The sequence below is a fragment of the Paenibacillus sp. FSL H3-0333 genome, from assembly GCF_038002805.1.
GTDB lineage: Bacteria > Bacillota > Bacilli > Paenibacillales > Paenibacillaceae > Paenibacillus_AQ > Paenibacillus_AQ silagei.
Genome location: NZ_JBBODG010000001.1, coordinates 1601961 through 1625916 on the forward strand (window position 1 = coordinate 1601961; position 23956 = coordinate 1625916).

Consider the following 23956-nt stretch of genomic DNA (forward strand, 5'->3'; position numbering starts at 1 on the left):
CGATGCTTAATATTCGTTCTTATAATCTGGGAGCGCTCCAGACCAATGCCTATCTTCTGACGGGTGCAGATCCTAAGCGCGGTGTCATCATCGATCCTGGTGCTAATCCTGCTGCCCTTCTGCGCGCGTCTGAGGAAATGGAGATTGAAGCAATTCTGCTGACGCACGCCCATTTTGACCATATTGCCGGGCTGGACGAGGTCCGCAAAGCGAAGAAATGCCCAGTCTATATCCATCCGCTGGAGAGTGAGTGGCTGGGCAGCCCGAAGCTGAACGGCTCCTTGATGTGGCCTGATACCACGCCTCCCATCAGCACAGATCCGGCAGAATACGATCTGGCGGAAGGCCAGATTTTGAAGCTGCTAGGCCTTTCTTTCCGGGTGCTGCATACGCCGGGACATTCACCGGGAAGCGTCAGCTTTTTATGCGGGAATGATTTGTTCGCCGGTGATGTCTTGTTCAAAATGGGAGTGGGACGTACCGATCTTCCGGGCGGCAGAGAACGGGATCTGATTGACTCGATCCGCGGCAAGCTCTACCGGCTGGATGAGGAAGTGAGAGTGTTCCCCGGACATGGTCCGCGAACCTCAATCGGCTATGAGAAGCTTCACAATCCTTATGTCCCGATGTAAGAGGACGCCCAAGCCGTTTCCGCTTGCCGTGTAACGACATCTTTTGGCCGGATTTGACACAAACCGTGAAATTAGAGGTAGACAAGCCGGGGCCGGATTGTTACAATATGGTTAATTAAATGTAACATTTACCTCGCGAAGCACGCAGACTGTGGAATAATCCCGGTTTGCGTTCTTTTTTTTGCCTATAGAGATGAATTTTATTGGGGGAAGCAGAATGAAGGATAATATGCATTGCCAGTTGGATTACGGGGAATTAGAAGCGAAAGATTCATTGATAGCGGAGCGGAATGAAGTGAATGATCTGGCCGGGAAGAGTGATACTAAGTATACGCTGTTCTGGAGCTTTCCTGGAGGCAAGGGAGCTGTTCAGCCATGGAGACGCAGACTGTGGGAACTGCAGAATAATTCTGATTCCGAATGAACGATAACCATTACATAGACGTATTACAGGTGTGACAGAAGAGATAAGGGGAGGGGCTATGGGCGACAGGACGCTGGAGATCATCAGCCAGGCACAGCAGGGTGACGCTGCCGCACTGGCGGTGTTGCTGCGGGAGCATTATCCCTTTCTGTACAAGTATCTGATCAAAGCGACACTTGACCCTTTGCTTGCGGAAGAGATTGCTCAGGACACAATGGTCAGATGCATGGAGAAGATCGGGACTTATAATGGGACCTCGGCATTCTCTTCTTGGCTGATTACCATTGGCAGCCGGTTGTACATTGACCGTAAGCGGCGCTGGAGCCGGGAGGCACAGTGGCGGGAAGGGCAGATGCAAGAGCAGGGGAACCGCAGTTTACGCTGGAGCTTTGAGAGCCGGAATTTGGAGTGGAGTGAAGTGCTCGACGCCTTGTCGCGTCTATCCTCTGCGCACAGAATGGCTGTGCTGCTGAAGCATTATTACGGATACAGCTACGATGAGATCGGGGAGATGCTGGAGATCCCTTCCGGAACGGTCAAATCACGGGTAGCTGCCGGACTGGGTCAACTGCGAAAGGAGCTGAATGAGGATGAGGTTTAAGAGTGACGAGGAGCTGCTGGGTAAGCTGTCCGCAGAGCTGGATCATCTGGATATGCTGTATGCCGATGTTACTCCCCCCTCCTTGCCGGAGCTGGAGCAGCTAATTGCCGGGGAAGCTGTCCGCCGGAGGAAGCGGCGCCGGAAGGAGCTGCTGCTGTTCCTTTTGGTGGCTCTTGTACTGGTTACCATAGTGATTTCTATTCTAAGCACGGCGCCGATGCTGTATTGGAGTCTGCAGGCAGTGTTCATCCTGAGCGCACTTGGCAGTCTGGGAGCAGCGCGGATCAGACACGGGCGGGAGGAATCATAACGTGAAGGAGCTGCAGGAGATACCTGTTTGGTTTTGGATGATTCTTGCAGCGGTGCTGCTGCTGCAAGGAACCTGGCTGTTCCGTGATGCCAGGAACAGAGGTCAGGGGATGAAGGCCTGGTTGTGGGGAATCTGGGGACTTACCGGTGCACCATCACCGGCAGTGTGTTATCTGCTGTTTGTAGTTCTTCCAGATAGGCGCAAACGGAAGGCGGGAAGGAACCGCTGAGACAATAGTCCATTGTCCGGGAGATACGGGAGATAAGGGAGGATATGGCTATGAATGAATTGAATTTGAATTGGGGATTGATTGGGCCGCTGCTTGCACTGCAGGTAGTGCTGGCAATCATCGGTCTGATTTCATTGAGCAAGACAGAGCAAGTACGCGGTCCGAAATGGATGTGGGTTCTGTTCCTGATTTTTGGCAACCTGCTGGGCAGCGTGGCTTACTTCACTCTTGGAAGGAAAGAATTCTGATGCCGCTGCTTGAGGTCAAGGATCTTCACAAGAGCTTTCAGGGGCATCCCTCGGTGAACGGCATCAGCTTTGATATTGAAGCAGGACGCTGTGTCGCGCTGCTCGGACCCAATGGAGCCGGCAAGACTACAACGCTGCGTATGCTTGCCGGTCTTCTGACACAGTCTGCCGGAACGATCACTTTTGGCGGGAGCTCTCCGGGGACGGATTACCGTCAGTATTTGGGCTATCTTCCCCAAGCCCCAGCTTTTTACAACTGGATGAGCGGGCACGAATATATCTTATTTGCCGCCAGGATGAGCGGTATGAGTGCACGGGAGGCTGCGGCGGCATCGGGCGCTGTGCTGGAGCGTGTGGGATTAGGCACGGCGGCACGGCGGCGGATTGGCGGTTATTCCGGGGGGATGAAGCAGCGCCTCGGGCTGGGCCAGGCCCTGGTACACCGGCCGCGCCTGCTTTTGCTGGATGAGCCTGTCTCCGCGCTTGATCCTATCGGACGCCGGGAAGTCATGGAGCTGCTTAGGGACATCCGGGAGGAGACAACTGTTATTTTCTCCACACATGTGCTGCATGATGCGGAAGAGATATGCGATGATGTCGTATTGATGAACAAGGGGACTATAGCCGTTCAAGGAACCTTGTCCAGTCTCCGCGCAGAGTACAGTCTGCCGGTAATCCGACTCACTACAGGGAAGGAGGATTCGGCTATCCGCTGGCTTGAAGCGCTTAGACACAAGGATTTTATTGAAGAAGCGCTAATTTCGGATGGCAAGGCCGTGTTCAACGTCACAGATGTAGAACTCGCCCGCCGGACGCTCTTGCAGGAAGCTGTGGAGCTGGATATTCCGCTGCTGCAATTTGAAGCAGGCTCATCGACACTGGAGGACTTGTTCATGAAGGTGGTGGGAACATGAGGAAGCTTTGGGTTCTATATTTGAAGGAGATGCTGGAGAGTGTGCGCAGCTATAAGCTGATTTGGATTCCGGTGGTGTTTATTGTTCTGGGAATTATGCAGCCGCTGGTCAGCTTTTATATGGCGGATATCCTGGCGTTCTCTTCCAATGTTCCGGCTGGATTGATGGAGAATATGGAGAGACTGGCCGCGTCCTCTGTAATGGCTCAGGCCCTGGGCCAGTATGGAACTATTGGGATGCTGATTCTGGTGCTGGGAACGATGAACAGCCTGGCAGGAGAGCGCAGCAGCGGCACCTCTGAACTGTTAATGGCGAAGCCGGTCTCCTCTATATCCGTTGTTGCAGCCAAATGGACCGCGAACTTCACAGTGCTGGTTATTGCAATTGGGCTGGGGGCAGCGGGAGCGGCTTATTATACAGTACAGCTTATGGGGGCTTTATCCTGGCGGGATGTGATTGCAGCGTCCGGACTGTATGCGCTGTGGCTGCTCTGTGCGGTGTCGCTTACGCTGCTCTTCAGTGCCTGGCTGCGCGGGCCTGCTGCTGCCGGCCTATCTCTCCTGCTGGCAGCGGTCATGAGCCTCGTCCATGGCTTGTTGCCAGTTAAGCTGAACTGGATGCCTGCTTCTCTGCCGGGAATGTCTGCCGGTGTGCTTGCAGATGGAGGCACCGGAGTAAGCTTGGCGCCCATTGTCTCCGCAGTGCTCCTGATTATTATTTGTATTGCCGGTGCCTCACTGCTGGCTGGAAGGAATAAATTGCCAGTCTAGCAAGCTTTGTAATAAACAAGCGATCTTTCATGAATTTTCAGAGTGTTTTCTGCGGAAATTCATCGTACAATCATCCTGCTGCTGGACAGCTCTATCTTTTTTTAGTAGACTGTTGAAACAAGCAGAACCATGATAGATTTTGGTCAGGAGGTAGGATGATGCTGCGTTTAGGAGAGAAGATTGTCATTGTCGCAGACGCTTTTGAGCAGAGTCTTCCTATCGGAGACTATGGCTACCTGATTGCTTACGACCGCAATCCTGATAATGCGTTTGATTATGTCATTCGTGTTCCCGAAGCTAACCGGAATTTCTATGTTACGGCAGAGGATATTGAGGCCGAGGAGCAATTGCTGGTAGCAGAAGCCGAGAGAGCCACGCACGAAGCGCTGATAGATTATGCACTGTCAACGTACAACGAGAAGCTGTTCCATCACCTGATGAACGGCGAAGAAGTTGAAGTGGAAGAGATAGAGACAACATCCCAAGAGAGTTTGTCCCAGGCGGATTTCATCAAGCAGGTGAATCTTCGCGCTTGGATTTAAGTAAGGGCCGGCGAATGCCGGCTTTTTTGTTCTTTAAAATATAAGAATCTACCTCTAACCCTTAACCCCAAAAATCCATCGTCCGCTAACTGCCAGTCTGCCTTATATCCTGCACAACGTACAACAATCCGCAGTGCCGCCCCCCAGCCGCAGGTATTCTGCAAGCTTACTCTCCATATATCCCCCTTAATCGACAAGCGCATTGAATTGTAAGGCCGTCTACCCTATAATTAAAAACGTTATCCGGGCGCTTTAGCCCTTTAAACAGGAGGGATATCCATTATGAGCATCACCGTCAAAGATGTGCAGCATGTGGCCAAGCTGGCTAGGCTGCAATTAAGCCCGGAAGAAGAGGCTACCTTCACCGAACAAATGAATGCTATTTTACAATATGCCGAGAAATTGAATGAGCTGGATACTGAGAATGTAGAGCCGACCACCCATGTGCTGCAGGTCAGCAATGTGATGCGTGACGATGTGGTGAAGGAGAGCCTGACCCAAGAGGAAGCGCTGCTTAACGCACCGGAACATGAAGAGGGACACTTCAAGGTTCCCGCTGTTCTGGAATAACCATACCCTGAGAGGAGGAAGCAAGTTGAGCCTGTTTCAATATCGACTACCTGAAGTACATAACATGCTGCACAGTAAAGAGGTCTCGGTCCGTGAACTGACTGAAGAATCGCTGTCCGTCATTGCGGAACGTGACAGCAGAGTTCATGCTTTTTTGACACTGAATGAAGAGGGGGCCCGCGATCAGGCACGTGCGCTTGATGACAAGCTGGCAACCGGAGCTGCGCGTGGTCTGTTATTCGGATTGCCCGCCGGAATCAAGGATAATATTGTGACCCAAGGTCTGCGCACCACCTGTGCCAGCCAGTTCCTTAATAACTTCCAGCCGATTTATGATGCGACCGTAGTCTCCAAGCTGCGCCAGGCCGATGCCGTAACTATAGGTAAGCTGAACATGGACGAGTTCGCCATGGGCGGGTCCAATGAGAATTCCAGCTTCGGCGCTGTGCGCAATCCATGGGATCTGGAGCGTGTTCCAGGCGGTTCGAGCGGCGGTTCGGCAGCAGCGGTTGCGGCCGGAGAGGTATTCTTTACACTTGGTTCCGACACCGGCGGTTCGATCCGCCAGCCAGCCTCCTACTGCGGAGTGGTCGGCCTTAAGCCTACCTATGGCCTGGTCTCCCGTTATGGTCTTGTAGCTTTTGCCTCCTCCTTGGATCAGATTGGTCCGATTACCCGCAGCGTTGAGGATTCTGCATATGTACTGCAGGCGATTGCCGGTTACGATGCCCAGGATTCCACCTCGGCCAAGGTCAGCATACCTGATTATCTGAGTTCGCTCACCGGTGATATTTCCGGTCTGCGTATAGCTGTGCCTAAGGAATACATCGGCGAAGGCGTAGATGCTTCGGTCCGTGAATCCGTGCTGTCAGCGCTTAAAGTGCTGGAGGGCCTCGGCGCCGTGTGGGAAGAGGTTTCGCTTCCGCATACAGAATATGCCGTAGCCGCTTATTATCTCCTTTCCTCTTCCGAGGCTTCCTCCAACCTGGCCCGTTTTGACGGTGTCCGTTACGGAGTGCGTGTGGATGATGGGGGCGGATTGCTGGATCTGTACCATAACTCCCGCAGCCAGGGCTTCGGCCCTGAAGTCAAACGCCGGATCATGCTCGGCACCTATGCGCTAAGCTCCGGATATTACGATGCTTATTATTTGAAGGCGCAGAAGGTGCGCACCTTGATTAAGCAGGATTTTGATGAAGTGTTCAAGAAATATGATGTCGTGATCGGCCCGACTGCGCCAACCACAGCCTTCAAGCTGGGCTCGCAGACCGAAGATCCGCTGACCATGTATCTGAATGATATCCTTACCATTCCTGTGAGTCTGGCCGGTATTCCTGCCATCAGCATCCCTTGCGGGTTCGCGGAAGGTCTGCCTGTCGGCTTGCAGATTATCGGCAAGGAGTTTGATGAGAGTACGGTACTGCGCGTTGCGCATGCCTTTGAACAACATACAGAGCATCACAAGGCCCGTCCGCAAATGTAGCTGCCAGTTTGAAGTAGTTGCCCACAAAACTTTTAAGGGATGAGATTATCTATGTCTAAATATGAAACGGTCATCGGGCTTGAAGTTCATGTGGAGCTTCATACCAAGTCCAAAATCTTCTGCGGCTGCTCCACAGAATTCGGCGCTCCGCCTAATACCCATACCTGTCCGGTTTGTCTCGGCCACCCCGGTGTACTGCCGGTGCTTAACCGCCAGGCGGTAGAGTATGCCATGAAAGCGGCAATGGCTCTGAACTGTACGATCGGCGATGTCAGCAAGTTTGACCGCAAAAACTATTTTTACCCCGATTCCCCGAAGGCCTACCAGATTTCGCAATTTGATCAGCCTATCGGCCTGAACGGCTGGATTGATATTGAAGTGAATGGAGAGACCAAACGGATCGGGATCACCCGTCTTCATCTGGAGGAAGATGCGGGCAAGCTGACTCACGTGGATGGAGGATTTGCTTCACTGGTTGACTTCAACCGGGTAGGCACTCCGCTTATTGAGATTGTCTCCGAGCCTGATCTGCGTTCACCGGAGGAAGCACGTGCTTACCTGGAGAAGATTCGCGCCATTATGCAGTACTGCGATGTGTCCGATGTGAAGATGGAGGAAGGCTCCATGCGTTGTGATGCCAACATCAGCCTGCGGCCGGCAGGTCAGGAAGAATTCGGTATCCGTGCGGAGCTGAAGAATATGAACTCCTTCCGCGGGGTTCTGCGCGGGCTGGAGTATGAGCAGTTCCGTCAGGGGGAGATTCTGGATGACGGGGGAATCGTTGTACAGGAGACTCGCCGCTGGGATGAAGCGGGAGGCAAGACCTTGTCCATGCGCGGCAAGGAGGAAGCCCATGATTACCGTTATTTCCCGGACCCGGATCTGATTGTGCTGCATATTGGCGAGGAATGGAAGGAAGCGATCCGCTCCACGATCCCTGAGCTGCCGGATGCCCGGCAGGCCCGGTACAGTGCGGAGTTTGGTCTGACTGCCTATGATGCCGGAGTACTCACCTCCTCCAAGCCGCTTGCAGACTTCTTTGAAGGCAGTCTGGCTTACACACAGGATGCCAAGGCTGTCGCCAACTGGATGATGGGCGATCTGCTGGGGTATTTGAACAGCAATAATCTGGAGTTATCCCAGGTGAAGATTACACCGCAGGGACTGGGCGAGATGATCGGCCTGATCGCAGGCGGAACCATCAGCAGCAAAATCGCCAAAACGGTCTTCAAAGAAATGCTGGAGAGCGGCAAGCTGCCGGCAGTTATCGTTGAAGAAAAGGGTCTAGTGCAGATCAGTGATGAAGGGGCGATCAAGCGGATCGTTGAGGAAGTGGTCGCTGCTAATCCGCAATCTGTCGAAGACTACAAGGCCGGCAAGAAACAAGCGATCGGCTTCCTTGTAGGACAGGTCATGAAGGCAAGCAAAGGGAAAGCTAACCCGGGTCTTGTGAACACACTGCTTGCAGAAGTGCTGAACAGCTAGATTGGGTAATAGATTATAGAATCTTGGGCACAGGGCTTGTCGGCAACGGCAGGCCCCTGTGCAGTATATAAGGGGAATGTACGGATGGATACAATAGTGAAGCTGAATCTGCAGGATGAGATCACTCTGGATGAGCTATGGAGCCTTCAGCATAAGGCATACCGCCTGGAGGCGGAGATCATCGGATTTCGTGACATACCGCCGCTGCTGGAGACGAGGGACATGCTCAGCCGGGTTACAGAGGAGTTCTACGGCTGCTTCGATGAGACGGAGGAGCTGCTCGGCGCTGTTGCAGTCATAGAGGAGTCTCCCGGCAAGCTAACCGTTACCCGGATGATGGTCAGCCCGGACCATTTCCGCCAAGGCGTGGCCGGAAGACTGTTAGAATTTATCTTTGCCCGTTACGCGGAGATGGAACAGTTTATCGTATCTACGGGGAAGCTGAACCTTCCGGCAGTGACGCTCTATACCAAGCACGGGTTCATTCCTGCCGGGTCCGAAGAGGTGGTTCCTGGAGTAGAGCTGCTGGAATTCCACCGGACAGGCAGGCTGAAATGACAAGTACATCCCAATTTAGAAAGGAGGAGTACCGAGAATGAGTTCCAGCCATCAGAATCATGAGGAGCTTCCCGTGCGGGAAGAAGAGAATGAGGCAGGCTTGCCGCTGTCTGAAGCTGACGTAGAATTGAACCATCCCTACATCCCTCCCCGTCCCAAACGCCGTCCGCGCAAACGGAAATTTATAGCCGGCCTGCTTGCTGCAGTGCTTCCCGGCACGGGACATCTCTATCTCGGGCTGCTCCGCAAAGGGGTTTCTGTCATTTTCCTTATTGTGCTGGATATTGTGGCACTGCTGTATTTCTCATCTATCGGGATGCAAATCAATGTACCGCTGCTGATTTTACTGGGGCTGCTGATTCCGGTGTTATACTTTTATAATGTGTTTGACGCGCTTCAGAATGCAGACCTGATTCTGCGGTTTCCTGATGAGCATGATCTTGAAGAGCTCGAGACCATCCAGTCCAGTACAACAACCTCAAGACGCCGGGTAAGGATCAGCGAGCCGGGGATTTCCTTTGGCCTCCTGCTGCTTATCGGCGGGGCGATGCTCTTTCTTTTCCAGCAAAAGCCGCCTTGGCTTCGCGTATTCATTGAGACCTCTGCCGGTGCTGCCGCCTCCGTGGTGCTGATAGGTCTTGGCCTGCTTATGGGAATCAGAGAGATGGCCAGAGACTCCATAGCGCGTCAGGACAAGGAGCGGAAGAAGCGGCGGATCGGCAGATATACGGCCTCAGTAACACTGGCTGCTGTCGGAATCCTGCTTCTCCTGGACTGGCGCGATGGAACAGATTATATGATGCTGCTGCTCAAATGGTGGCCTATCATTCCGGTATTATGGGGAGTAGAGTATCTGCTGATCTATGTTCTTTTCCGCCGTCTGAAGCAGAGCGGTACTGCCGGAAGAGCGCGGATGGATCTGCGGGGATTGTTCTCTGCGGTAATACTGGCTGCCTGTGTGTTTATCGTAACCGAGCAGGAGCACTATCTGCATCTGTGGAACAAGGTGAGTCTTAACCTGACCGTGGCGGCAGTCGATTACGGGGAAGCGGAAGGAAGCTCTTATCAGAAGGCTCCGCTGATGGTTCCGGTCGAACTGAACACCTCCAAGGTCAATATTGACGCTATTAATGGGGACATTCTCATTCACCGGGCTGCTGTAGAGGATATTGAGATCACGGCAAACGTCTGGGTGGACCAGCTGGACGGGGTGCAGGCGGAAGCCATAGCGGACCAGTCCTTTGTGGAGGTGACGGAAGGTACGACAATCAAGATTACTCCCCAGAGTAAGGCGTACGGAGAATCCGGCAAACGCCAGCCGCGGATCAACCTGGATATCTCCCTGCCGGAAGACCGGCGGTTCGACCTGAACGTCCGTACGATGAATGGCGGAATTACCTTGCAGAATGTGGAAGCCATTGCCGACATCTCGCTGGAGACCGGGAACGGGGAGTTGATTCTGCACCGCATTTACGGCAATGTAAAAGGTAAAACCTTAAACGGCGCGGTGCGCGCCAGAGATGTCCTGGGCAATGTGGAGCTGGGGACAAGCGGAGGCGATATGGGGGCTTGGGACGTTAGAGGCGCCCTGAAGCTGTCAACGGCGGTCGGCAACATCACGGCATATGACAGCGGGGATGTGCTGGATCTGTCCACGAAGAATGGCAATGTGGAGGTATCCGGAGCAAGATCCAAGCTGCATGCCGAATCCCTGAACGGCCGGATCAGCATCCGCTCCGGGGATTTCGGGGGAGACTGGGATGTTTACAGTGCAGTGGGGGATATTGAACTGTTCCTGCCACTAACAGGTAATTATACGGTGGAGGGCTCCAGCGGATATGGAGATATCGTAACAGACCTGCCAGGGCTCGTGATTGACAAAAAAGTGCTTTCCGGCCAGATTGGAACCGGTGAATTCAAGCTGCGTGTAGACGGAAACAGCAATTTAAATGTGAGCAAATATTGAAATAAGGAATTTTTATTATATAATAATGAATATAATGTAATGACTTCATTGACAACGTTGAAAACAGAGTCATACAATTACATTAGAATTATTATTAAGTTGTATAATCAAAGGCGGTGGCATGGATGGGTAGTGGCGTACAGCATGCATTGGAGCAACTCAAGACAACCGGTGTCCGTATTACGCCTCAGCGTCATGCGATTCTAACGTATCTGATGGAAGCGATGAATCATCCTACAGCAGACGATATTTACCGGGCACTTGAGCCTCAGTTTCCGAGCATGAGTGTGGCAACTGTGTATAACAATCTTAAGATGTTCATGGAAGCAGGTATGGTCCGTGAGCTGACCTACGGTGATAATTCCAGCCGTTTCGACGCCAATGTATCTGATCATTATCATGTTATCTGTCAGGAATGCGGCAAGATTGAGGATTTCAGCTATTCTACTCTTCATGAGGTAGAGCTGCAGGCCGAACAGGCCACGGGCTTCAAGATTCATGGATTGCGTATGGAGCTGTACGGTGTGTGCAAAGGCTGCGGCGAGAAGCAGCACTGAATGGAATAACACCTATAAGCGTGTAGAGTCCGAATGCGGATTCTGCACGCTTTTTTGTAAGGAGAGAGAAAGATACTGTTACAAAAATACAAACCTTCCAAGAGATTCGCGCAACCAAGCTCGCCTGCATGGCGTATACTTAACAGAAGTGTTGCCTGCTTTTAAAATTCAACGAATGGTTTGGAGGACCTCTTTTGGACAGAAGACAGAGACAAAGACGTGTCACGAAGCGTGGAAGTCTTACTCGCCGCTTATTGGGACTTGTCATCATAGCCGCCGCAGCCTTTTGGGTTGTTTATTATGTACTGCCGAACCGCCAGCATGTGGACCCGGACTGGAAGGGGCTGGACAAGCCGATATTTGTGAAGGGACAGCTTACCGGCTATTCAGCATCGGGTACGGGGGACGGGCTGCTTTTACCGCTGCCTTTTTTGCAGGAATATGTAGATTCTTCTATCCGTTATGAAAAAGAAAGCAAATCAGTTATTCTCTCAACGGACAGCAGTCTACTATATATGCAGGAGGAATCCACGGCCGCAGCTCTGAACAATGAACCTCTGCAGCTTCGCCTTGCTCCCGAGGTTAAAGATAAAGTGACCTATCTTCCGGCAGATACACTGGAGAATCTGTACGGCTTCGAGATCGAAGAGGATACGAATACCGGTGCAGTGCTGCTAATGACTGCAGGTGAATCGGTGCCGCTTGGCAAGGTGAAGGGCAAAGAAGGCGGGAAAACGAAAGCCCTGCGCAGTGAACCCTCGGTGCATGCACCGATTTTTGCTGATATGAACCCCGGGGATGTCGTACGGATCTGGAACACGGACACGAAGGACTGGGTATTCGCTCAGCTTGATAATGGTTATTCGGGTTACGCCCAGGCGGATGATATTACCGAAGACGGTACCCGAACTGTAGAGAAAAAGCCCGAAACACCTACACGTGCGCAGCGCAGCTGGAAGGATAAGCCGGTTAACATGTTCTGGGAAGCCGTGTATGAACGCAAGCCGAATCCCGCCAAATTCGCAGCCTTGCCTGGAATTAATGTGGTTAGCCCCACCTGGTTCAGCATTATTGATGTGAAGGGGAATGTGCGCAGCCAGGCGGACCGCTCTTATGTGGATTGGGCGCATAATCAAGGGATGGAGGTATGGGGGCTGCTTAGCAACAGCTTTGAACCCGATTTGACTACTGAAGCCTTATCCACATATGACAATCGGATGAATGCCATTGTGCAGATGCTTAAGTATGCAGACCTGTACAATTTAGACGGGATTAATATCGACTTCGAGAATGTGTACACCAAGGATGGACCGAACGTAACGCAGTTCATGCGGGAACTGAAGCCGATGGCCCAGAGCCGGAATTTGATTGTTTCTATTGATGTTACGCCGAAGTCCAAGAGCGAGATGTGGTCCCTGTTTCTCGACCGTCCGGCGCTTGCCGCCGTGTCCGACTTCCTGATTGTAATGGCCTACGACGAGCACTGGGCAGCCAGTCCGGTTGCAGGATCAGTAGCCTCTTTACCGTGGGTTAAGACCTCTATGAACCGGATTATCGAGGAGGATAAGGTGCCAGCAGAGAAGTTAATTCTGGGAGTGCCGCTCTATACGCGGATCTGGACGGAAGCCACCGAGAAGGGGAAAACCAAAGTAAGCTCCAAGGCCGTCAGTATGAATGCGGTCAAGGAGATCATCGCTGAGAAGAAGCTGACACCGGTATTCGATAAGGAAGCTGGACAGAACTACGTGGAGTATAAGGAAGATGATGTTCTCCGCAAAATCTGGATCGAGGACACCACCTCGCTCACAGCCAGGGTAGAGCTGGCCCAGTCCTTGAAGCTGGGCGGTGTGGCAGCCTGGAACCGTAGCTTCGCCAGTCCGGAGGCATGGGAAGCATTGAAGGGAATTATTAAATAAGATGATTTCATTAAAAAAAGGTGTTGTCCTACAGTGGACAACACCTTTTTTGGCAGACAATACTATTCTTACATTACCTTGTCTCTAAATAAATGCATAATGTCAGTAAGCACTGCTTGGAGAGGATTAGTGTTTCAGTTGCTGGGTTTCAAGCTCTTCGGCAGTAATGGTAGCTTGTGCAGGGTCCATGGTGAGGATGGTGTGGCAGAACATGCAGCGGTCGGTTTTGCCCAGCATTTTGGTCAGCTTATGGCACTCCGGACATTCCACCTGAACCGCACTGGTTGAGAGCATGCCCGCCCAAAAATAAATAGCCAGACTGGCCATCATGGAGACGAGTCCAATGACAAGACCGACAGCAGCAACGACTTTGCCGGCAGAGCCCCAGAATACAATACCTGCGGTTCCCATGATCATGAGACCCATGCCAAGCATGGTCAGAAGCAGTCCCCAGGTGCGAAAAGCATTAATTTTGGCCGATTTAAATTTCATGAGTACGATCTCCTAACTGAAATATAGTTCGGTTGTTCAGGAGGAACTGGCATGAATATGTAGAATAAGCTTATGTATAGAGATTATAACTGACGGACGCAAAATCGCCAAATTTGATGGAGGGAAGCATGGAACTGTCCAATTTGACCCTATTAAGTGGGGAGACATTTGAGGAGAATGTTCTTGGAGCCGTTGCTTGGCGGCAAAGAGGAGATGCCACGTTTCAAAGTGCGCTGCTGCACGATTTTGATATGGTGGTCCTTCTGCTGCATGAGGAACAGGAGACGGAACGCATCATAACCCATAGCATTGCCGGTGATAAGCGGACTCAATCGGTGCATGTAGGTCTATCTGCACTGGAACGTGCTGTCATGGCCGGAGATAACAACGAGCTTGTTAGCAGCCTGATATCCGGAGAGGTACTCTGGGACCCGAAGGGGATCCTGGCGGAGATGCGTAAGCAGCTCACCCAGTTTGAGGGCCCGCTCAAAGAACGGGTGCTGTTCATGGAATTCTCCCGTTTTTTACATATGTATATTAAGTCCAAGCGTTATATTGAAGCAGGCTGTACCATGGATGCCTATAATTGCGTACTTATTGCCTTGTATCATTGGGCGCGCATTGAAGTGAGTGAAGCGGGGTATTTCCCGGAACCGGCAGTATGGGGACAGGTGAAAAGCCTGAACTCCCCGGTCCATAAGCTATATGAAGAATTGACTATCAGCACAGAGACACTGGACCAGAGAATCGAACTGATCCTGCTTGCCTGTGAATTTGCCCTTATGTCAAAAATGGAGGATTGCTGTATCATGCTGCTTCATATCCTGGGCAGCCGTAAGGAGGCGTGGAGCATTAAGGAGCTTCTGCAGCATTCGGGGCTCAGCCCGCTCCAGGCAGAGTTGCCGCTTGTGCTTCGCAAGCTGGTATCCCGTTCATTAATTCGGGAGATCGCCTCGTGGGCAGTTGATGCCGGGGATGGTCATGCCATTCGTTATACCCTTTAAATTAACAAATCGTCTACTGGCGGTAACATCTCTATATAGATAGCATTAGCGGGAGAATGGAGAGGGTGAATGTACTCTCTTTTTTTATAGAATTTATATGTTTGGGGCCCCCGCAAAGTACCTGAGTCATCACCTACGCTAAAGCCTCACTTTGTGGGGTTATTTTATTTGTCCAAGTTTGCAGAAGAGCTGAAAGGGAATTGAATATTTAGGGTTGACTAGGGTGCAGTTCTTATGATAAATTATAACTCGTCCCTCTGACATAACGATGCGCAGCAATGCAGTCGTAAATCAGCCGAAAAAAGAAATTAAAAAAAGGTTGACTAAAACGAGGGCGCTGTGATATATTATAAAGGTCGCTGCTGAAACAAAAAACGGCGACGGAAGATGAATTTGATCTTTGAAAACTGAACAACGAGTGAGTATCGGAGATCGCTTCGGCGAGATCCAAAATTAGAGAATGTAACCATTCTCGTCAGATGTTTCAAAATGAGCAATCGCTCTTTCTAAATACCAATTTGGAGAGTTTGATCCTGGCTCAGGACGAACGCTGGCGGCATGCCTAATACATGCAAGTCGAGCGGAGTTTGAGAGGAAGCTTGCTTCCTTTCAAACTTAGCGGCGGACGGGTGAGTAACACGTAGGCAACCTGCCCTCAAGCCTGGGATAACTACCGGAAACGGTAGCTAATACCGGATAATTTCTTTTTTCTCCTGAGAGAAGAATGAAAGGCGGAGCAATCTGCTGCTTGGGGATGGGCCTGCGGCGCATTAGCTAGTTGGTGGGGTAACGGCCCACCAAGGCGACGATGCGTAGCCGACCTGAGAGGGTGAACGGCCACACTGGGACTGAGACACGGCCCAGACTCCTACGGGAGGCAGCAGTAGGGAATCTTCCGCAATGGGCGCAAGCCTGACGGAGCAATGCCGCGTGAGTGATGAAGGTTTTCGGATCGTAAAGCTCTGTTGCCAGGGAAGAACGTCCGGTAGAGTAACTGCTACCGGAGTGACGGTACCTGAGAAGAAAGCCCCGGCTAACTACGTGCCAGCAGCCGCGGTAATACGTAGGGGGCAAGCGTTGTCCGGAATTATTGGGCGTAAAGCGCGCGCAGGCGGTTATTTAAGTCTGGTGTTTAAACCTTGGGCTCAACCTGAGGTCGCACTGGAAACTGGGTGACTTGAGTACAGAAGAGGAAAGTGGAATTCCACGTGTAGCGGTGAAATGCGTAGATATGTGGAGGAACACCAGTGGCGAAGGCGACTTTCTGGGCTGTAACTGACGCTGAGGCGCGAAAGCGTGGGGAGCAAACAGGATTAGATACCCTGGTAGTCCACGCCGTAAACGATGAGTGCTAGGTGTTAGGGGTTTCGATACCCTTGGTGCCGAAGTTAACACAGTAAGCACTCCGCCTGGGGAGTACGGTCGCAAGACTGAAACTCAAAGGAATTGACGGGGACCCGCACAAGCAGTGGAGTATGTGGTTTAATTCGAAGCAACGCGAAGAACCTTACCAGGTCTTGACATCCAACTAACGAAGCAGAGATGCATCAGGTGCCCTTCGGGGAAAGTTGAGACAGGTGGTGCATGGTTGTCGTCAGCTCGTGTCGTGAGATGTTGGGTTAAGTCCCGCAACGAGCGCAACCCTTGACTTTAGTTGCCAGCAGGTTGAGCTGGGCACTCTAGAGTGACTGCCGGTGACAAACCGGAGGAAGGTGGGGATGACGTCAAATCATCATGCCCCTTATGACCTGGGCTACACACGTACTACAATGGCCGGTACAACGGGAAGCGAAGCCGCGAGGTGGAGCCAATCCCAGCAAAGCCGGTCTCAGTTCGGATTGCAGGCTGCAACTCGCCTGCATGAAGTCGGAATTGCTAGTAATCGCGGATCAGCATGCCGCGGTGAATACGTTCCCGGGTCTTGTACACACCGCCCGTCACACCACGAGAGTTTACAACACCCGAAGTCGGTGGGGTAACCCGCAAGGGAGCCAGCCGCCGAAGGTGGGGTAGATGATTGGGGTGAAGTCGTAACAAGGTAGCCGTATCGGAAGGTGCGGCTGGATCACCTCCTTTCTATGGAGAATCGTCTTCTGCAACGAAGACATTCAAATCGGAAGTATTACTTCCACAATAGAACCCTTGGGTTCGAATACTCACTCGTTGGTCAGTTTTGAGAGTTTAAGCTCTCAAGTAAGAAACTTGATCCTTGAAAACTGGATACCGAAACGAATTTGCGTTTTAGAACATTCCTTTAAGCTGAACTTGTGTAAACAAGTTTTGAATTAATGGCGATGCTAAGCGGTTTTCCTAACGGAAAACACATTGGTTAAGCTACTAAGAGCACACGGAGGATGCCTAGGCGCCAGGAGCCGACGAAGGACGTGGCGAACAACGAAACTGCCTCGGGGAGCTGTAAGCAAGCTTTGATCCGGGGGTGTCCGAATGGGGAAACCCAGCTGTGGTAATTCGCAGTTACTCGTATCTGAATACATAGGATACGCAGAGGCAGACCAGGGGAACTGAAACATCTAAGTACCCTGAGGAAGAGAAAACAATAGTGATTCCGTCAGTAGCGGCGAGCGAACGCGGAACAGCCTAAACCAAGGGGCTTGCCTCTTGGGGTTGTGGGACGTCTCACATGGAGTTACAAAGGAATATGGTAGGTGAAGAGGTCTGGAAAGGCCCGCGATAGAGGTAAAAGCCCTGTAGCCTAAACTGTGTTCTCTCCGAGACGGATCCCGAGTAGTGCGGGGCACGTGAAACCCCGTATGAATCCAGCAGGACCATCTGCTAAGGCTAAATACTACCTGGCGACCGATAGTGAAACAGTACCGTGAGGGAAAGGTGAAAAGCACCCCGGAAGGGGAGTGAAATAGAACCTGAAACCGTGTGCTTACAAAAAGTCAGAGCCCTCTTTATGGGTGATGGCGTGCCTTTTGTAGAATGAACCGGCGAGTTACGTTTAACATGCAAGGTTAAGGTGAGAAGCCGGAGCCGCAGCGAAAGCGAGTCTGAATAGGGCGACTGAGTATGTGGACGTAGACCCGAAACCGTGTGATCTACCCCTGTCCAGGGTGAAGGTGCGGTAACACGCACTGGAGGCCCGAACCCACGCATGTTGAAAAATGCGGGGATGAGGTGGGGGTAGCGGAGAAATTCCAATCGAACTCGGAGATAGCTGGTTCTCCCCGAAATAGCTTTAGGGCTAGCCTCGGTGAATGGAGTGGTGGAGGTAGAGCACTGATTGGGTGCGGGGCCCGCAAGGGTTACCAAGCTCAGTCAAACTCCGAATGCCATTTACTTCTTGCCGGGAGTCAGACAGTGAGTGCTAAGATCCATTGTCAAAAGGGAAACAGCCCAGACCATCAGCTAAGGTCCCCAAGTGTGTGTTAAGTGGGAAAGGATGTGGAGTTGCACAGACAACCAGGATGTTGGCTTAGAAGCAGCCACCATTGAAAGAGTGCGTAATAGCTCACTGGTCGAGTGACTCTGCGCCGAAAATGTAACGGGGCTAAACACACCACCGAAGCTATGGCTAGATGCTTTGCATCTGGGGTAGGGGAGCGTTGTATATACGTTGAAGGTGTACCGTAAGGAGCGCTGGAGAGTATACAAGTGAGAATGCCGGTATGAGTAACGAAAAGATCAGTGAGAATCTGATCCGCCGAAAGCCCAAGGTTTCCTGAGGAAGGCTCGTCCGCTCAGGGTAAGTCGGGACCTAAGGCGAGGCCGACAGGCGTAGTCGAAGGACAACAGTTTGAAATTACTGTACCACCGTAATCCGCTATGAGCGATGGGGTGACGCAGGAGGGTAGTGACGCGGACTGATGGATGTCCGTCTAAGCAGTGAGGCTGGTGTGTAGGCAAATCCGCACATCGTAAGGCTGGGCTGTGATGGGGAGCGAAAATTATAGTAGCGAAGGTCATGATCTCACACTGCCAAGAAAAGCCTCTAGTCAGGAGAAGGTGCCCGTACCGCAAACCGACACAGGTAGGCGAGAAGAGAATTCTAAGGCGCGCGGAAGAACTCTCGTTAAGGAACTCGGCAAAATGACCCCGTAACTTCGGGAGAAGGGGTGCCTCGGTAGGGTGAATAGCCCGAGGGGGCCGCAGTGAAAAGGCCCAAGCGACTGTTTAGCAAAAACACAGGTCTGTGCGAAGCCGTAAGGCGAAGTATACGGGCTGACGCCTGCCCGGTGCTGGAAGGTTAAGGGGAGCGGTTAGGGGTTAAACCCGAAGCTGTGAACCGAAGCCCCAGTAAACGGCGGCCGTAACTATAACGGTCCTAAGGTAGCGAAATTCCTTGTCAGGTAAATTCTGACCCGCACGAATGGCGTAACGACTTGGGCGCTGTCTCAACGAGAGATCCGGTGAAATTTTAATACCTGTGAAGATGCAGGTTACCCGCGACAAGACGGAAAGACCCCATGGAGCTTTACTGCAGCTTGATATTGAATTTGGGTACGATCTGTACAGGATAGGTGGGAGCCGTGGAGGCAGGAGCGCAAGCTTCTGCGGAGGCGCCGTTGGGATACCACCCTGATCGTATCTAGGTTCTAACCTAGTGCCCTTAGCGGGTACGGGGACCGTGTCAGGCGGGCAGTTTGACTGGGGCGGTCGCCTCCTAAAGAGTAACGGAGGCGTTCAAAGGTTCCCTCAGAATGGTTGGAAATCATTCGCAGAGTGCAAAGGCATAAGGGAGCTTGACTGCGAGACCTACAAGTCGAGCAGGGACGAAAGTCGGACTTAGTGATCCGGTGGTACCGCATGGAAGGGCCATCGCTCAACGGATAAAAGCTACCCTGGGGATAACAGGCTTATCTCCCCCAAGAGTCCACATCGACGGGGAGGTTTGGCACCTCGATGTCGGCTCATCGCATCCTGGGGCTGAAGTAGGTCCCAAGGGTTGGGCTGTTCGCCCATTAAAGCGGTACGCGAGCTGGGTTCAGAACGTCGTGAGACAGTTCGGTCCCTATCTGTCGTGGGCGCAGGAAATTTGAGAGGAGCTGTCCTTAGTACGAGAGGACCGGGATGGACGTACCGCTGGTGCATCAGTTGTTCCGCCAGGAGCATGGCTGAGTAGCTACGTACGGACGGGATAAGCGCTGAAAGCATCTAAGCGTGAAGCCCCCCTCAAGATGAGATTTCCCAGTATGTAAGACCCCTTGAAGACGACGAGGTAGATAGGTTGGAGGTGGAAGTGCAGCAATGCATGGAGCTGACCAATACTAATCGGTCGAGGGCTTATCCAAAAAATAATTCGCAGATTCGTTTCGGATTCAGTTTTCAGGCGATCAAGTCTGATATGTATATTCCCTGATAGCTCAGTTGGTAGAGCACTCGACTGTTAATCGAGTTGTCACAGGTTCGAGTCCTGTTCGGGGAGCCATATGGAGAGGTGTCCGAGTTTGGCCGAAGGAGCACGATTGGAAATCGTGTAGGCGCCACAAGCGTCTCGAGGGTTCGAATCCCTCTCTCTCCGTAGCAATACTTCTTTGAATAGGGATGAGAACCCTAAGTGGTTCGTTGGAGCATAGGCTTCGTTAGCACTGCTTCGCAATCTCGTAACGAAGTGAAGAGTATCCCTCTCTCTCCGTAGCAATACTTTACACAGCATGGCTCGTTGGTCAAGGGGTTAAGACACCTCCCTTTCACGGAGGTAACATGGGTTCGAATCCCATACGAGTCACCATTTTTTTTGAACTGATACATGGAGGCTTAGCTCAGCTGGGAGAGCATCTGCCTTACAAGCAGAGGGTCGGGGGTTCGAACCCCTCAGCCTCCACCATCTATCTTAACCGAATAGATTTTGTACAATGACGCGGGGTGGAGCAGCCCGGTAGCTCGTCGGGCTCATAACCCGAAGGCCGCAGGTTCAAATCCTGCCCCCGCAATTGTTTGGAACCGTGGTGTAGTTGGCCTAACATGCCTGCCTGTCACGCAGGAGATCGCGGGTTCGAATCCCGTCGGTTCCGCCATTTTTAATGGCTAAGGGATGAGAATTCCCTGGGTTCGTTGAAGCATAGGCATCGTAAGGAATACTTCGCAATCTCGTAACGGAGTGAAGAGTATCCCGCCCTGTTCCGCCATCTTTACAAAATTACTTTTATGGCTCGGTAGCTCAGTCGGTAGAGCAAAGGACTGAAAATCCTTGTGTCGGGGGTTCGATTCCCTCCCGCGCCACCATACACAACTTAATATGCCGGTGTAGCTCAATTGGTAGAGCAACTGACTTGTAATCAGTAGGTTGGGGGTTCAAGTCCTCTCGCCGGCACCATACCGTGGAGGCTTAGCGAAGTGGCCAAACGCATCAGACTGTAAATCTGCTCACGTACGTGTTCGGTGGTTCGAATCCATCAGCCTCCACCATTTTTTAGGGGCATAGTTTAAAGGTAGAACAACGGTCTCCAAAACCGTTGGTGTGGGTTCAATTCCTGCTGCCCCTGCCAAGTAATTTCATATAAAAGAATCATATGGCGACCGTGGCGAAGGGGTTAACGCACCGGATTGTGGTTCCGGCATTCGTGGGTTCGAGACCCATCGGTCGCCCCATTTCTTTTATAAGAATTACATAGCAATACAACTTAAAAGCTTCACATGGCGACCGTGGCGAAGGGGTTAACGCACCGGATTGTGGTTCCGGCATTCGTGGGTTCGAGACCCATCGGTCGCCCCATTTTCTTTTTAAAAATATATTGGGGATTAGCCAAGCGGTAAGGCAACGGACTTTGACTCCGTCATTCATAGGTTCGATTCCTATATCCCCAGCCATTATATGCGGACGTGGCTCAGCGGTAGAGCATCGCCTTGCCAAGGCGAGGGTCGCGGGTTCGATTCCCGTCGTCCGCTCCATTTCATGTGGTGCCATAGCCAAGTGGTAAGGCAAAGCTCTGCAAAAGCTTTATCCCCAGTTCAAATCTGGGTGGCACCTCCATTATTTTTTTTCTGGAAATTATATATGTATACGCCGGCGTGGCGGAATGGCAGACGCGCTCGACTCAAAATCGAGTGGGAAACCGTGGAGGTTCGAGTCCTCTCGCCGGTATTATTTTTAGTAAGAACAGCCCATTAGATGAAAAATCTAATGGGCTGTTCTTATTTTTCTGGATCATTTCCCCTACCGCAAAAGTTCCTCCAGTCGCCAACTCCGCCGGCCGGTCATGGATAACGAGCGCCACCGGGAGTTCCTTGGCTTCGATCCTAGCAAGACAACACTGCGTGATTTTAGTTTATCCCGAATTACTACACGGTAATGTCTCCACACCAGCGAATGATTCCTTCTTTTATGGTTTGAATTGGATTTGGATCGGATAGAGAAATCGCCCAGGCAATATGTCCATCCGGCCGAATAAGCGCCGTGTGGACGTCGTTCCAATCCGCGTCAGCCTCAGCTAAAGAGGCATGTACAACTTGAAGGTTGCTATACGTTTCCCATTGACCGCTATTCTGTTCATTAGAATGGAAATGCAACAGAAGAAAAGTACCTTTGTGCAGGAGTGGATAGGAGTTAATTAATTGCCCGTCTTTCAGCTTTAAGCTTAGATCTTTGAAACGTTTCCCGTTTAAAGGATGGGAACGCGCTTCAGCGTCGGGTGCATAATGTACGTCCAGGGCGGAAATTTGTGCAGCGATTTGATAATTAGCCTCCGGTATTTGAATCAGATTAGCCAGCATGCTTCGCAGTTCCGTGATGAGAGGCGTCACGTCCAGAAGCAGGGTTTGGACCTCGGTATTCCGGAGCAAGGCCGTATTCCATGGAAAACGTTCGGCATGATAACTGTCTAATAGCCAGTCTGGAGCCCAGCCTTTGATTGCTCCTGCAAGCTTCCAGCCTAGGTTCATCGCTTCTTGTAAGCCGACGTTCATTCCCTGTCCACCAGCGGGAAAATGAATGTGCGCCGAATCTCCCGCCAAGAACAATCGACCATTCCGATAGCGTCCCGCTTGCCGTGTAGCATTTCCAAATCGGGACATCCATTTCACATCGTTCAATCCCAGGTCGCTTCCGGTCGTACGGATGAGCGATGAACGAAATTCTTCCAATGTAACGCTCTCATCCTTGGAGACGTTACGTCTCTCCATATCGATCATCAAGACTCGATACATATGATCTTGTATTGGAATGATGCTGACCAATCCTTGTTCTGTAATTCGGGATATGACACTCATAGGAGCCAAATCAGATAGAACGGCATCCCCCAGAATAGCCGTGAAGGTCGCATCAGTACCTTCAAAGGATATATTTGCGTGTTTGCGAACCAAGCTTCTGGCTCCATCCGTACCTACCACATAAGCTGATCTTAACGTTGTTTCTCCGTGCGGTCCCGCGATCTTAACGTTGACCCCATTCTCATCCTGATGCACAGACAGAGCCTCAACCTCTCTCAGGACCTCCGCGCCAAGACTAAGAGTCCAGTCCTCCAGCACCTTCTCCGTCTCACTCTGCGGTAAAAAGAGGGTATGATTGGAAGAAGAATCCAATGCCGAGAAATCCAAAGGAGTTTCTAATCCGGCGAAATGTCCTCTCGAAAGTAAGCGGCCTTGCTTGATTAATTGTGATTTCACTCCACGCATATCTAATATTTCAAGCGTGCGTGGATGTACGGTAAGCGCACGTGAATATGGGGTTGTCTCCTTTAGTCGCTCAATGACGCATACCTTTACACCGGCTAAGGCCAATTCTCCAGCCAACATCATGCCGACAGGACCGCCACCAATCAGGATGACTTCATATTTCATATCAATAACCTCTTTTCTTATACATTATGGGAAGATCACGATAGCGTCTATTTCGATAAGCCATTCAGGATCGGCTAGTGCTTGAACGCCTATATAGGTACTTGCTGTCTTCGGCCAGTTAGGGCCAAACACATGAAATCCGGCTTCAAAAATAATCGAAATCAAATCCGGGCTGTGGTTAACGACAAAAATATTCATTTTTGCAATGCACAAGGGATCCGCTTGCACGGCTTCCAATGCATATTTAAGATTGGTGAACACTTGAATCGCTTGCGCGTAATAGTCCCCTGAACCGATCAATGCTCCTGATTCATCTACAGAAACCTGACCTGAGATGAAAGCCAGTTTTGAGGCAGTAGTTACCACGACATGAGAAATTACAGATGTAACCTTGTCCGTCAATATCTTCGGATTCACAATTTTCATAGGCAGGTAGGCTCCATTCCCATATTTATAAATCTTCTCTTGAAAAGTGGTCAAGTATTTCCAGTAAACCTCCTTCATCAATTATTG

General features: G+C 51.4%; 20 protein-coding genes, 16 tRNA genes and 2 rRNA genes. 35 read left to right on the top strand and 3 right to left on the bottom strand.

Annotated elements, in window-relative coordinates; genetic code table 11:
- The first annotated feature begins 2 nt into the window (after window positions 1-2).
- The 16 genes from MHH78_RS07175 to MHH78_RS07250 all read left to right on the top strand — a co-directional run bounded on the left by MHH78_RS07175 (window position 3) and on the right by MHH78_RS07250 (window position 13205).
- Complete coding sequence (locus MHH78_RS07175) at window positions 3-632, top strand: MBL fold metallo-hydrolase (RefSeq protein WP_076080557.1); 630 nt, start codon at window positions 3-5, stop codon at window positions 630-632.
- Window positions 633-849: 217 nt separating this feature from the next.
- On the top strand, window positions 850-1056 hold the full coding sequence (locus MHH78_RS07180; RefSeq protein ID WP_076080479.1) for a hypothetical protein: 207 nt from the start codon (window positions 850-852) through the stop codon (window positions 1054-1056).
- A 58-nt stretch (window positions 1057-1114) separates the two neighbouring features.
- Window positions 1115-1657: an RNA polymerase sigma factor SigY gene (sigY, locus tag MHH78_RS07185; protein ID WP_341166989.1), complete on the top strand. Its 543-nt coding sequence runs from the start codon at window positions 1115-1117 to the stop codon at window positions 1655-1657.
- Window positions 1647-1967: a DUF5345 family protein gene (locus MHH78_RS07190; protein ID WP_341166990.1), complete on the top strand. Its 321-nt coding sequence runs from the start codon at window positions 1647-1649 to the stop codon at window positions 1965-1967. Before sigY ends, MHH78_RS07190 begins: the two co-directional genes overlap by 11 nt.
- A 1-nt stretch (window position 1968) precedes the next feature.
- A complete protein-coding gene (locus MHH78_RS07195; protein WP_076080485.1) occupies window positions 1969-2196 on the top strand; it encodes a hypothetical protein in 228 nt (75 codons plus the stop codon).
- Between the two features lie 50 nt (window positions 2197-2246).
- Window positions 2247-2444, top strand: a complete 198-nt coding sequence (locus MHH78_RS07200) for a PLD nuclease N-terminal domain-containing protein (protein WP_076080487.1) — start codon at window positions 2247-2249, stop codon at window positions 2442-2444.
- The gene (locus tag MHH78_RS07205; RefSeq protein WP_341166991.1) at window positions 2444-3358 is read left to right on the top strand and encodes an ABC transporter ATP-binding protein; all 915 of its coding nucleotides are present in this window, start codon (window positions 2444-2446) and stop codon (window positions 3356-3358) included. The genes MHH78_RS07200 and MHH78_RS07205 overlap by 1 nt, the downstream gene beginning before the upstream one ends.
- Window positions 3355-4128, top strand: coding sequence for an ABC transporter permease subunit (locus tag MHH78_RS07210; RefSeq protein WP_341166992.1), 774 nt, complete (start codon window positions 3355-3357; stop codon window positions 4126-4128). Before MHH78_RS07205 ends, MHH78_RS07210 begins: the two co-directional genes overlap by 4 nt.
- A 158-nt stretch (window positions 4129-4286) precedes the next feature.
- A complete protein-coding gene (locus MHH78_RS07215) occupies window positions 4287-4670 on the top strand; it encodes a hypothetical protein (RefSeq protein WP_036726210.1) in 384 nt (127 codons plus the stop codon).
- A gap of 282 nt (window positions 4671-4952) precedes the next feature.
- Entirely contained in the window at window positions 4953-5240 is a 288-nt protein-coding gene (gene gatC, locus MHH78_RS07220) for an Asp-tRNA(Asn)/Glu-tRNA(Gln) amidotransferase subunit GatC (RefSeq protein WP_076080520.1), read from the top strand.
- 25 nt (window positions 5241-5265) lie between these two features.
- Window positions 5266-6723, top strand: a complete 1458-nt coding sequence (gene gatA, locus MHH78_RS07225; RefSeq protein ID WP_341166993.1) for an Asp-tRNA(Asn)/Glu-tRNA(Gln) amidotransferase subunit GatA — start codon at window positions 5266-5268, stop codon at window positions 6721-6723.
- A gap of 39 nt (window positions 6724-6762) precedes the next feature.
- Complete coding sequence (gene gatB / locus MHH78_RS07230; RefSeq protein ID WP_341166994.1) at window positions 6763-8208, top strand: Asp-tRNA(Asn)/Glu-tRNA(Gln) amidotransferase subunit GatB; 1446 nt, start codon at window positions 6763-6765, stop codon at window positions 8206-8208.
- 84 nt (window positions 8209-8292) lie between these two features.
- Window positions 8293-8766 carry a GNAT family N-acetyltransferase gene (locus MHH78_RS07235; protein WP_341166995.1) on the top strand — a complete coding sequence of 158 codons (474 nt, stop codon included), beginning with the start codon at window positions 8293-8295 and terminating at the stop codon, window positions 8764-8766.
- A 37-nt stretch (window positions 8767-8803) separates the two neighbouring features.
- Window positions 8804-10732: a DUF4097 family beta strand repeat-containing protein gene (locus MHH78_RS07240; protein ID WP_340827591.1), complete on the top strand. Its 1929-nt coding sequence runs from the start codon at window positions 8804-8806 to the stop codon at window positions 10730-10732.
- A 125-nt stretch (window positions 10733-10857) separates the two neighbouring features.
- Complete coding sequence (locus MHH78_RS07245) at window positions 10858-11289, top strand: Fur family transcriptional regulator (protein ID WP_036696300.1); 432 nt, start codon at window positions 10858-10860, stop codon at window positions 11287-11289.
- 194 nt (window positions 11290-11483) lie between these two features.
- Window positions 11484-13205 (top strand): glycosyl hydrolase family 18 protein, encoded by a 1722-nt coding sequence (locus MHH78_RS07250; protein WP_341166996.1) that lies wholly within the window; start codon window positions 11484-11486, stop codon window positions 13203-13205.
- Window positions 13206-13331: 126 nt separating this feature from the next.
- On the opposite strand, the gene MHH78_RS07255 is transcribed toward MHH78_RS07250, so the two are convergent.
- Window positions 13332-13697, bottom strand: a complete 366-nt coding sequence (locus tag MHH78_RS07255; RefSeq protein WP_076080530.1) for a DUF2614 family zinc ribbon-containing protein — start codon at window positions 13695-13697, stop codon at window positions 13332-13334.
- A gap of 128 nt (window positions 13698-13825) precedes the next feature.
- Here MHH78_RS07255 and MHH78_RS07260 point away from each other — a divergent pair, with 128 nt between their 5' ends.
- The 19 genes from MHH78_RS07260 (at window position 13826) to MHH78_RS07350 (ending at window position 21749) form a co-directional block, all read left to right on the top strand.
- Window positions 13826-14701, top strand: a complete 876-nt coding sequence (locus MHH78_RS07260; protein WP_076080532.1) for a nucleotidyltransferase-like protein — start codon at window positions 13826-13828, stop codon at window positions 14699-14701.
- Between the two features lie 515 nt (window positions 14702-15216).
- Window positions 15217-16777, top strand: a 16S ribosomal RNA gene (locus tag MHH78_RS07265).
- A 251-nt stretch (window positions 16778-17028) separates the two neighbouring features.
- Window positions 17029-19956: ribosomal RNA gene (locus MHH78_RS07270) — 23S ribosomal RNA — on the top strand.
- The 16S and 23S rRNA genes sit together here with 16 tRNA genes alongside, the layout of an rRNA operon.
- 61 nt (window positions 19957-20017) lie before the next feature.
- Window positions 20018-20093 (top strand) — tRNA-Asn (locus tag MHH78_RS07275).
- 3 nt (window positions 20094-20096) lie between these two features.
- A tRNA-Ser gene (locus MHH78_RS07280) sits at window positions 20097-20186 on the top strand.
- Window positions 20187-20321: 135 nt separating this feature from the next.
- A tRNA-Glu gene (locus MHH78_RS07285) sits at window positions 20322-20396 on the top strand.
- Window positions 20397-20416: 20 nt separating this feature from the next.
- Window positions 20417-20492 (top strand) — tRNA-Val (locus MHH78_RS07290).
- 32 nt (window positions 20493-20524) lie between these two features.
- Window positions 20525-20598 (top strand) — tRNA-Met (locus MHH78_RS07295).
- Window positions 20599-20604: 6 nt separating this feature from the next.
- Window positions 20605-20682 (top strand) — tRNA-Asp (locus MHH78_RS07300).
- A gap of 132 nt (window positions 20683-20814) precedes the next feature.
- Window positions 20815-20890: transfer RNA gene (locus MHH78_RS07305), tRNA-Phe, on the top strand.
- A gap of 15 nt (window positions 20891-20905) precedes the next feature.
- Window positions 20906-20981: transfer RNA gene (locus tag MHH78_RS07310), tRNA-Thr, on the top strand.
- A 6-nt stretch (window positions 20982-20987) separates the two neighbouring features.
- Window positions 20988-21073 (top strand) — tRNA-Tyr (locus tag MHH78_RS07315).
- Between the two features lie 6 nt (window positions 21074-21079).
- A tRNA-Trp gene (locus MHH78_RS07320) sits at window positions 21080-21153 on the top strand.
- 27 nt (window positions 21154-21180) lie between these two features.
- A tRNA-His gene (locus MHH78_RS07325) sits at window positions 21181-21256 on the top strand.
- 48 nt (window positions 21257-21304) lie between these two features.
- Window positions 21305-21380: transfer RNA gene (locus MHH78_RS07330), tRNA-His, on the top strand.
- A 20-nt stretch (window positions 21381-21400) separates the two neighbouring features.
- Window positions 21401-21475: transfer RNA gene (locus MHH78_RS07335), tRNA-Gln, on the top strand.
- A gap of 6 nt (window positions 21476-21481) precedes the next feature.
- A tRNA-Gly gene (locus MHH78_RS07340) sits at window positions 21482-21556 on the top strand.
- A gap of 8 nt (window positions 21557-21564) precedes the next feature.
- Window positions 21565-21638 (top strand) — tRNA-Cys (locus MHH78_RS07345).
- Between the two features lie 32 nt (window positions 21639-21670).
- Window positions 21671-21749: transfer RNA gene (locus MHH78_RS07350), tRNA-Leu, on the top strand.
- Window positions 21750-21946: 197 nt separating this feature from the next.
- On the opposite strand, the gene MHH78_RS07355 is transcribed toward MHH78_RS07350, so the two are convergent.
- Together MHH78_RS07355 and MHH78_RS07360 are read right to left on the bottom strand one after the other, a co-directional pair.
- Window positions 21947-23443 carry a monooxygenase gene (locus tag MHH78_RS07355; RefSeq protein ID WP_341166997.1) on the bottom strand — a complete coding sequence of 499 codons (1497 nt, stop codon included), beginning with the start codon at window positions 23441-23443 and terminating at the stop codon, window positions 21947-21949.
- A gap of 24 nt (window positions 23444-23467) precedes the next feature.
- Window positions 23468-23923: a RidA family protein gene (locus tag MHH78_RS07360; protein ID WP_341166998.1), complete on the bottom strand. Its 456-nt coding sequence runs from the start codon at window positions 23921-23923 to the stop codon at window positions 23468-23470.
- Window positions 23924-23956 lie beyond the last annotated feature (33 nt).

Bases quoted from the DNA above. Each gene is read 5' to 3' on its own strand.
- MHH78_RS07175 (WP_076080557.1), top strand. From the start codon at position 3: ATGCTTAATATTCGTTCTTATAATCTGGGAGCGCTCCAGACCAATGCC.
- MHH78_RS07180 (WP_076080479.1), top strand. From the start codon at position 850: ATGAAGGATAATATGCATTGCCAGTTGGATTACGGGGAATTAGAAGCG.
- sigY (WP_341166989.1), top strand. From the start codon at position 1,115: ATGGGCGACAGGACGCTGGAGATCATCAGCCAGGCACAGCAGGGTGAC.
- MHH78_RS07190 (WP_341166990.1), top strand. From the start codon at position 1,647: ATGAGGTTTAAGAGTGACGAGGAGCTGCTGGGTAAGCTGTCCGCAGAG.
- MHH78_RS07200 (WP_076080487.1), top strand. From the start codon at position 2,247: ATGAATGAATTGAATTTGAATTGGGGATTGATTGGGCCGCTGCTTGCA.
- MHH78_RS07205 (WP_341166991.1), top strand. From the start codon at position 2,444: ATGCCGCTGCTTGAGGTCAAGGATCTTCACAAGAGCTTTCAGGGGCAT.
- MHH78_RS07210 (WP_341166992.1), top strand. From the start codon at position 3,355: ATGAGGAAGCTTTGGGTTCTATATTTGAAGGAGATGCTGGAGAGTGTG.
- MHH78_RS07215 (WP_036726210.1), top strand. From the start codon at position 4,287: ATGCTGCGTTTAGGAGAGAAGATTGTCATTGTCGCAGACGCTTTTGAG.
- gatC (WP_076080520.1), top strand. From the start codon at position 4,953: ATGAGCATCACCGTCAAAGATGTGCAGCATGTGGCCAAGCTGGCTAGG.
- gatB (WP_341166994.1), top strand. From the start codon at position 6,763: ATGAGATTATCTATGTCTAAATATGAAACGGTCATCGGGCTTGAAGTT.
- MHH78_RS07235 (WP_341166995.1), top strand. From the start codon at position 8,293: ATGGATACAATAGTGAAGCTGAATCTGCAGGATGAGATCACTCTGGAT.
- MHH78_RS07240 (WP_340827591.1), top strand. From the start codon at position 8,804: ATGAGTTCCAGCCATCAGAATCATGAGGAGCTTCCCGTGCGGGAAGAA.
- MHH78_RS07245 (WP_036696300.1), top strand. From the start codon at position 10,858: ATGGGTAGTGGCGTACAGCATGCATTGGAGCAACTCAAGACAACCGGT.
- MHH78_RS07255 (WP_076080530.1), bottom strand. From the start codon at position 13,697: ATGAAATTTAAATCGGCCAAAATTAATGCTTTTCGCACCTGGGGACTG.
- MHH78_RS07260 (WP_076080532.1), top strand. From the start codon at position 13,826: ATGGAACTGTCCAATTTGACCCTATTAAGTGGGGAGACATTTGAGGAG.
- MHH78_RS07355 (WP_341166997.1), bottom strand. From the start codon at position 23,443: ATGAAATATGAAGTCATCCTGATTGGTGGCGGTCCTGTCGGCATGATG.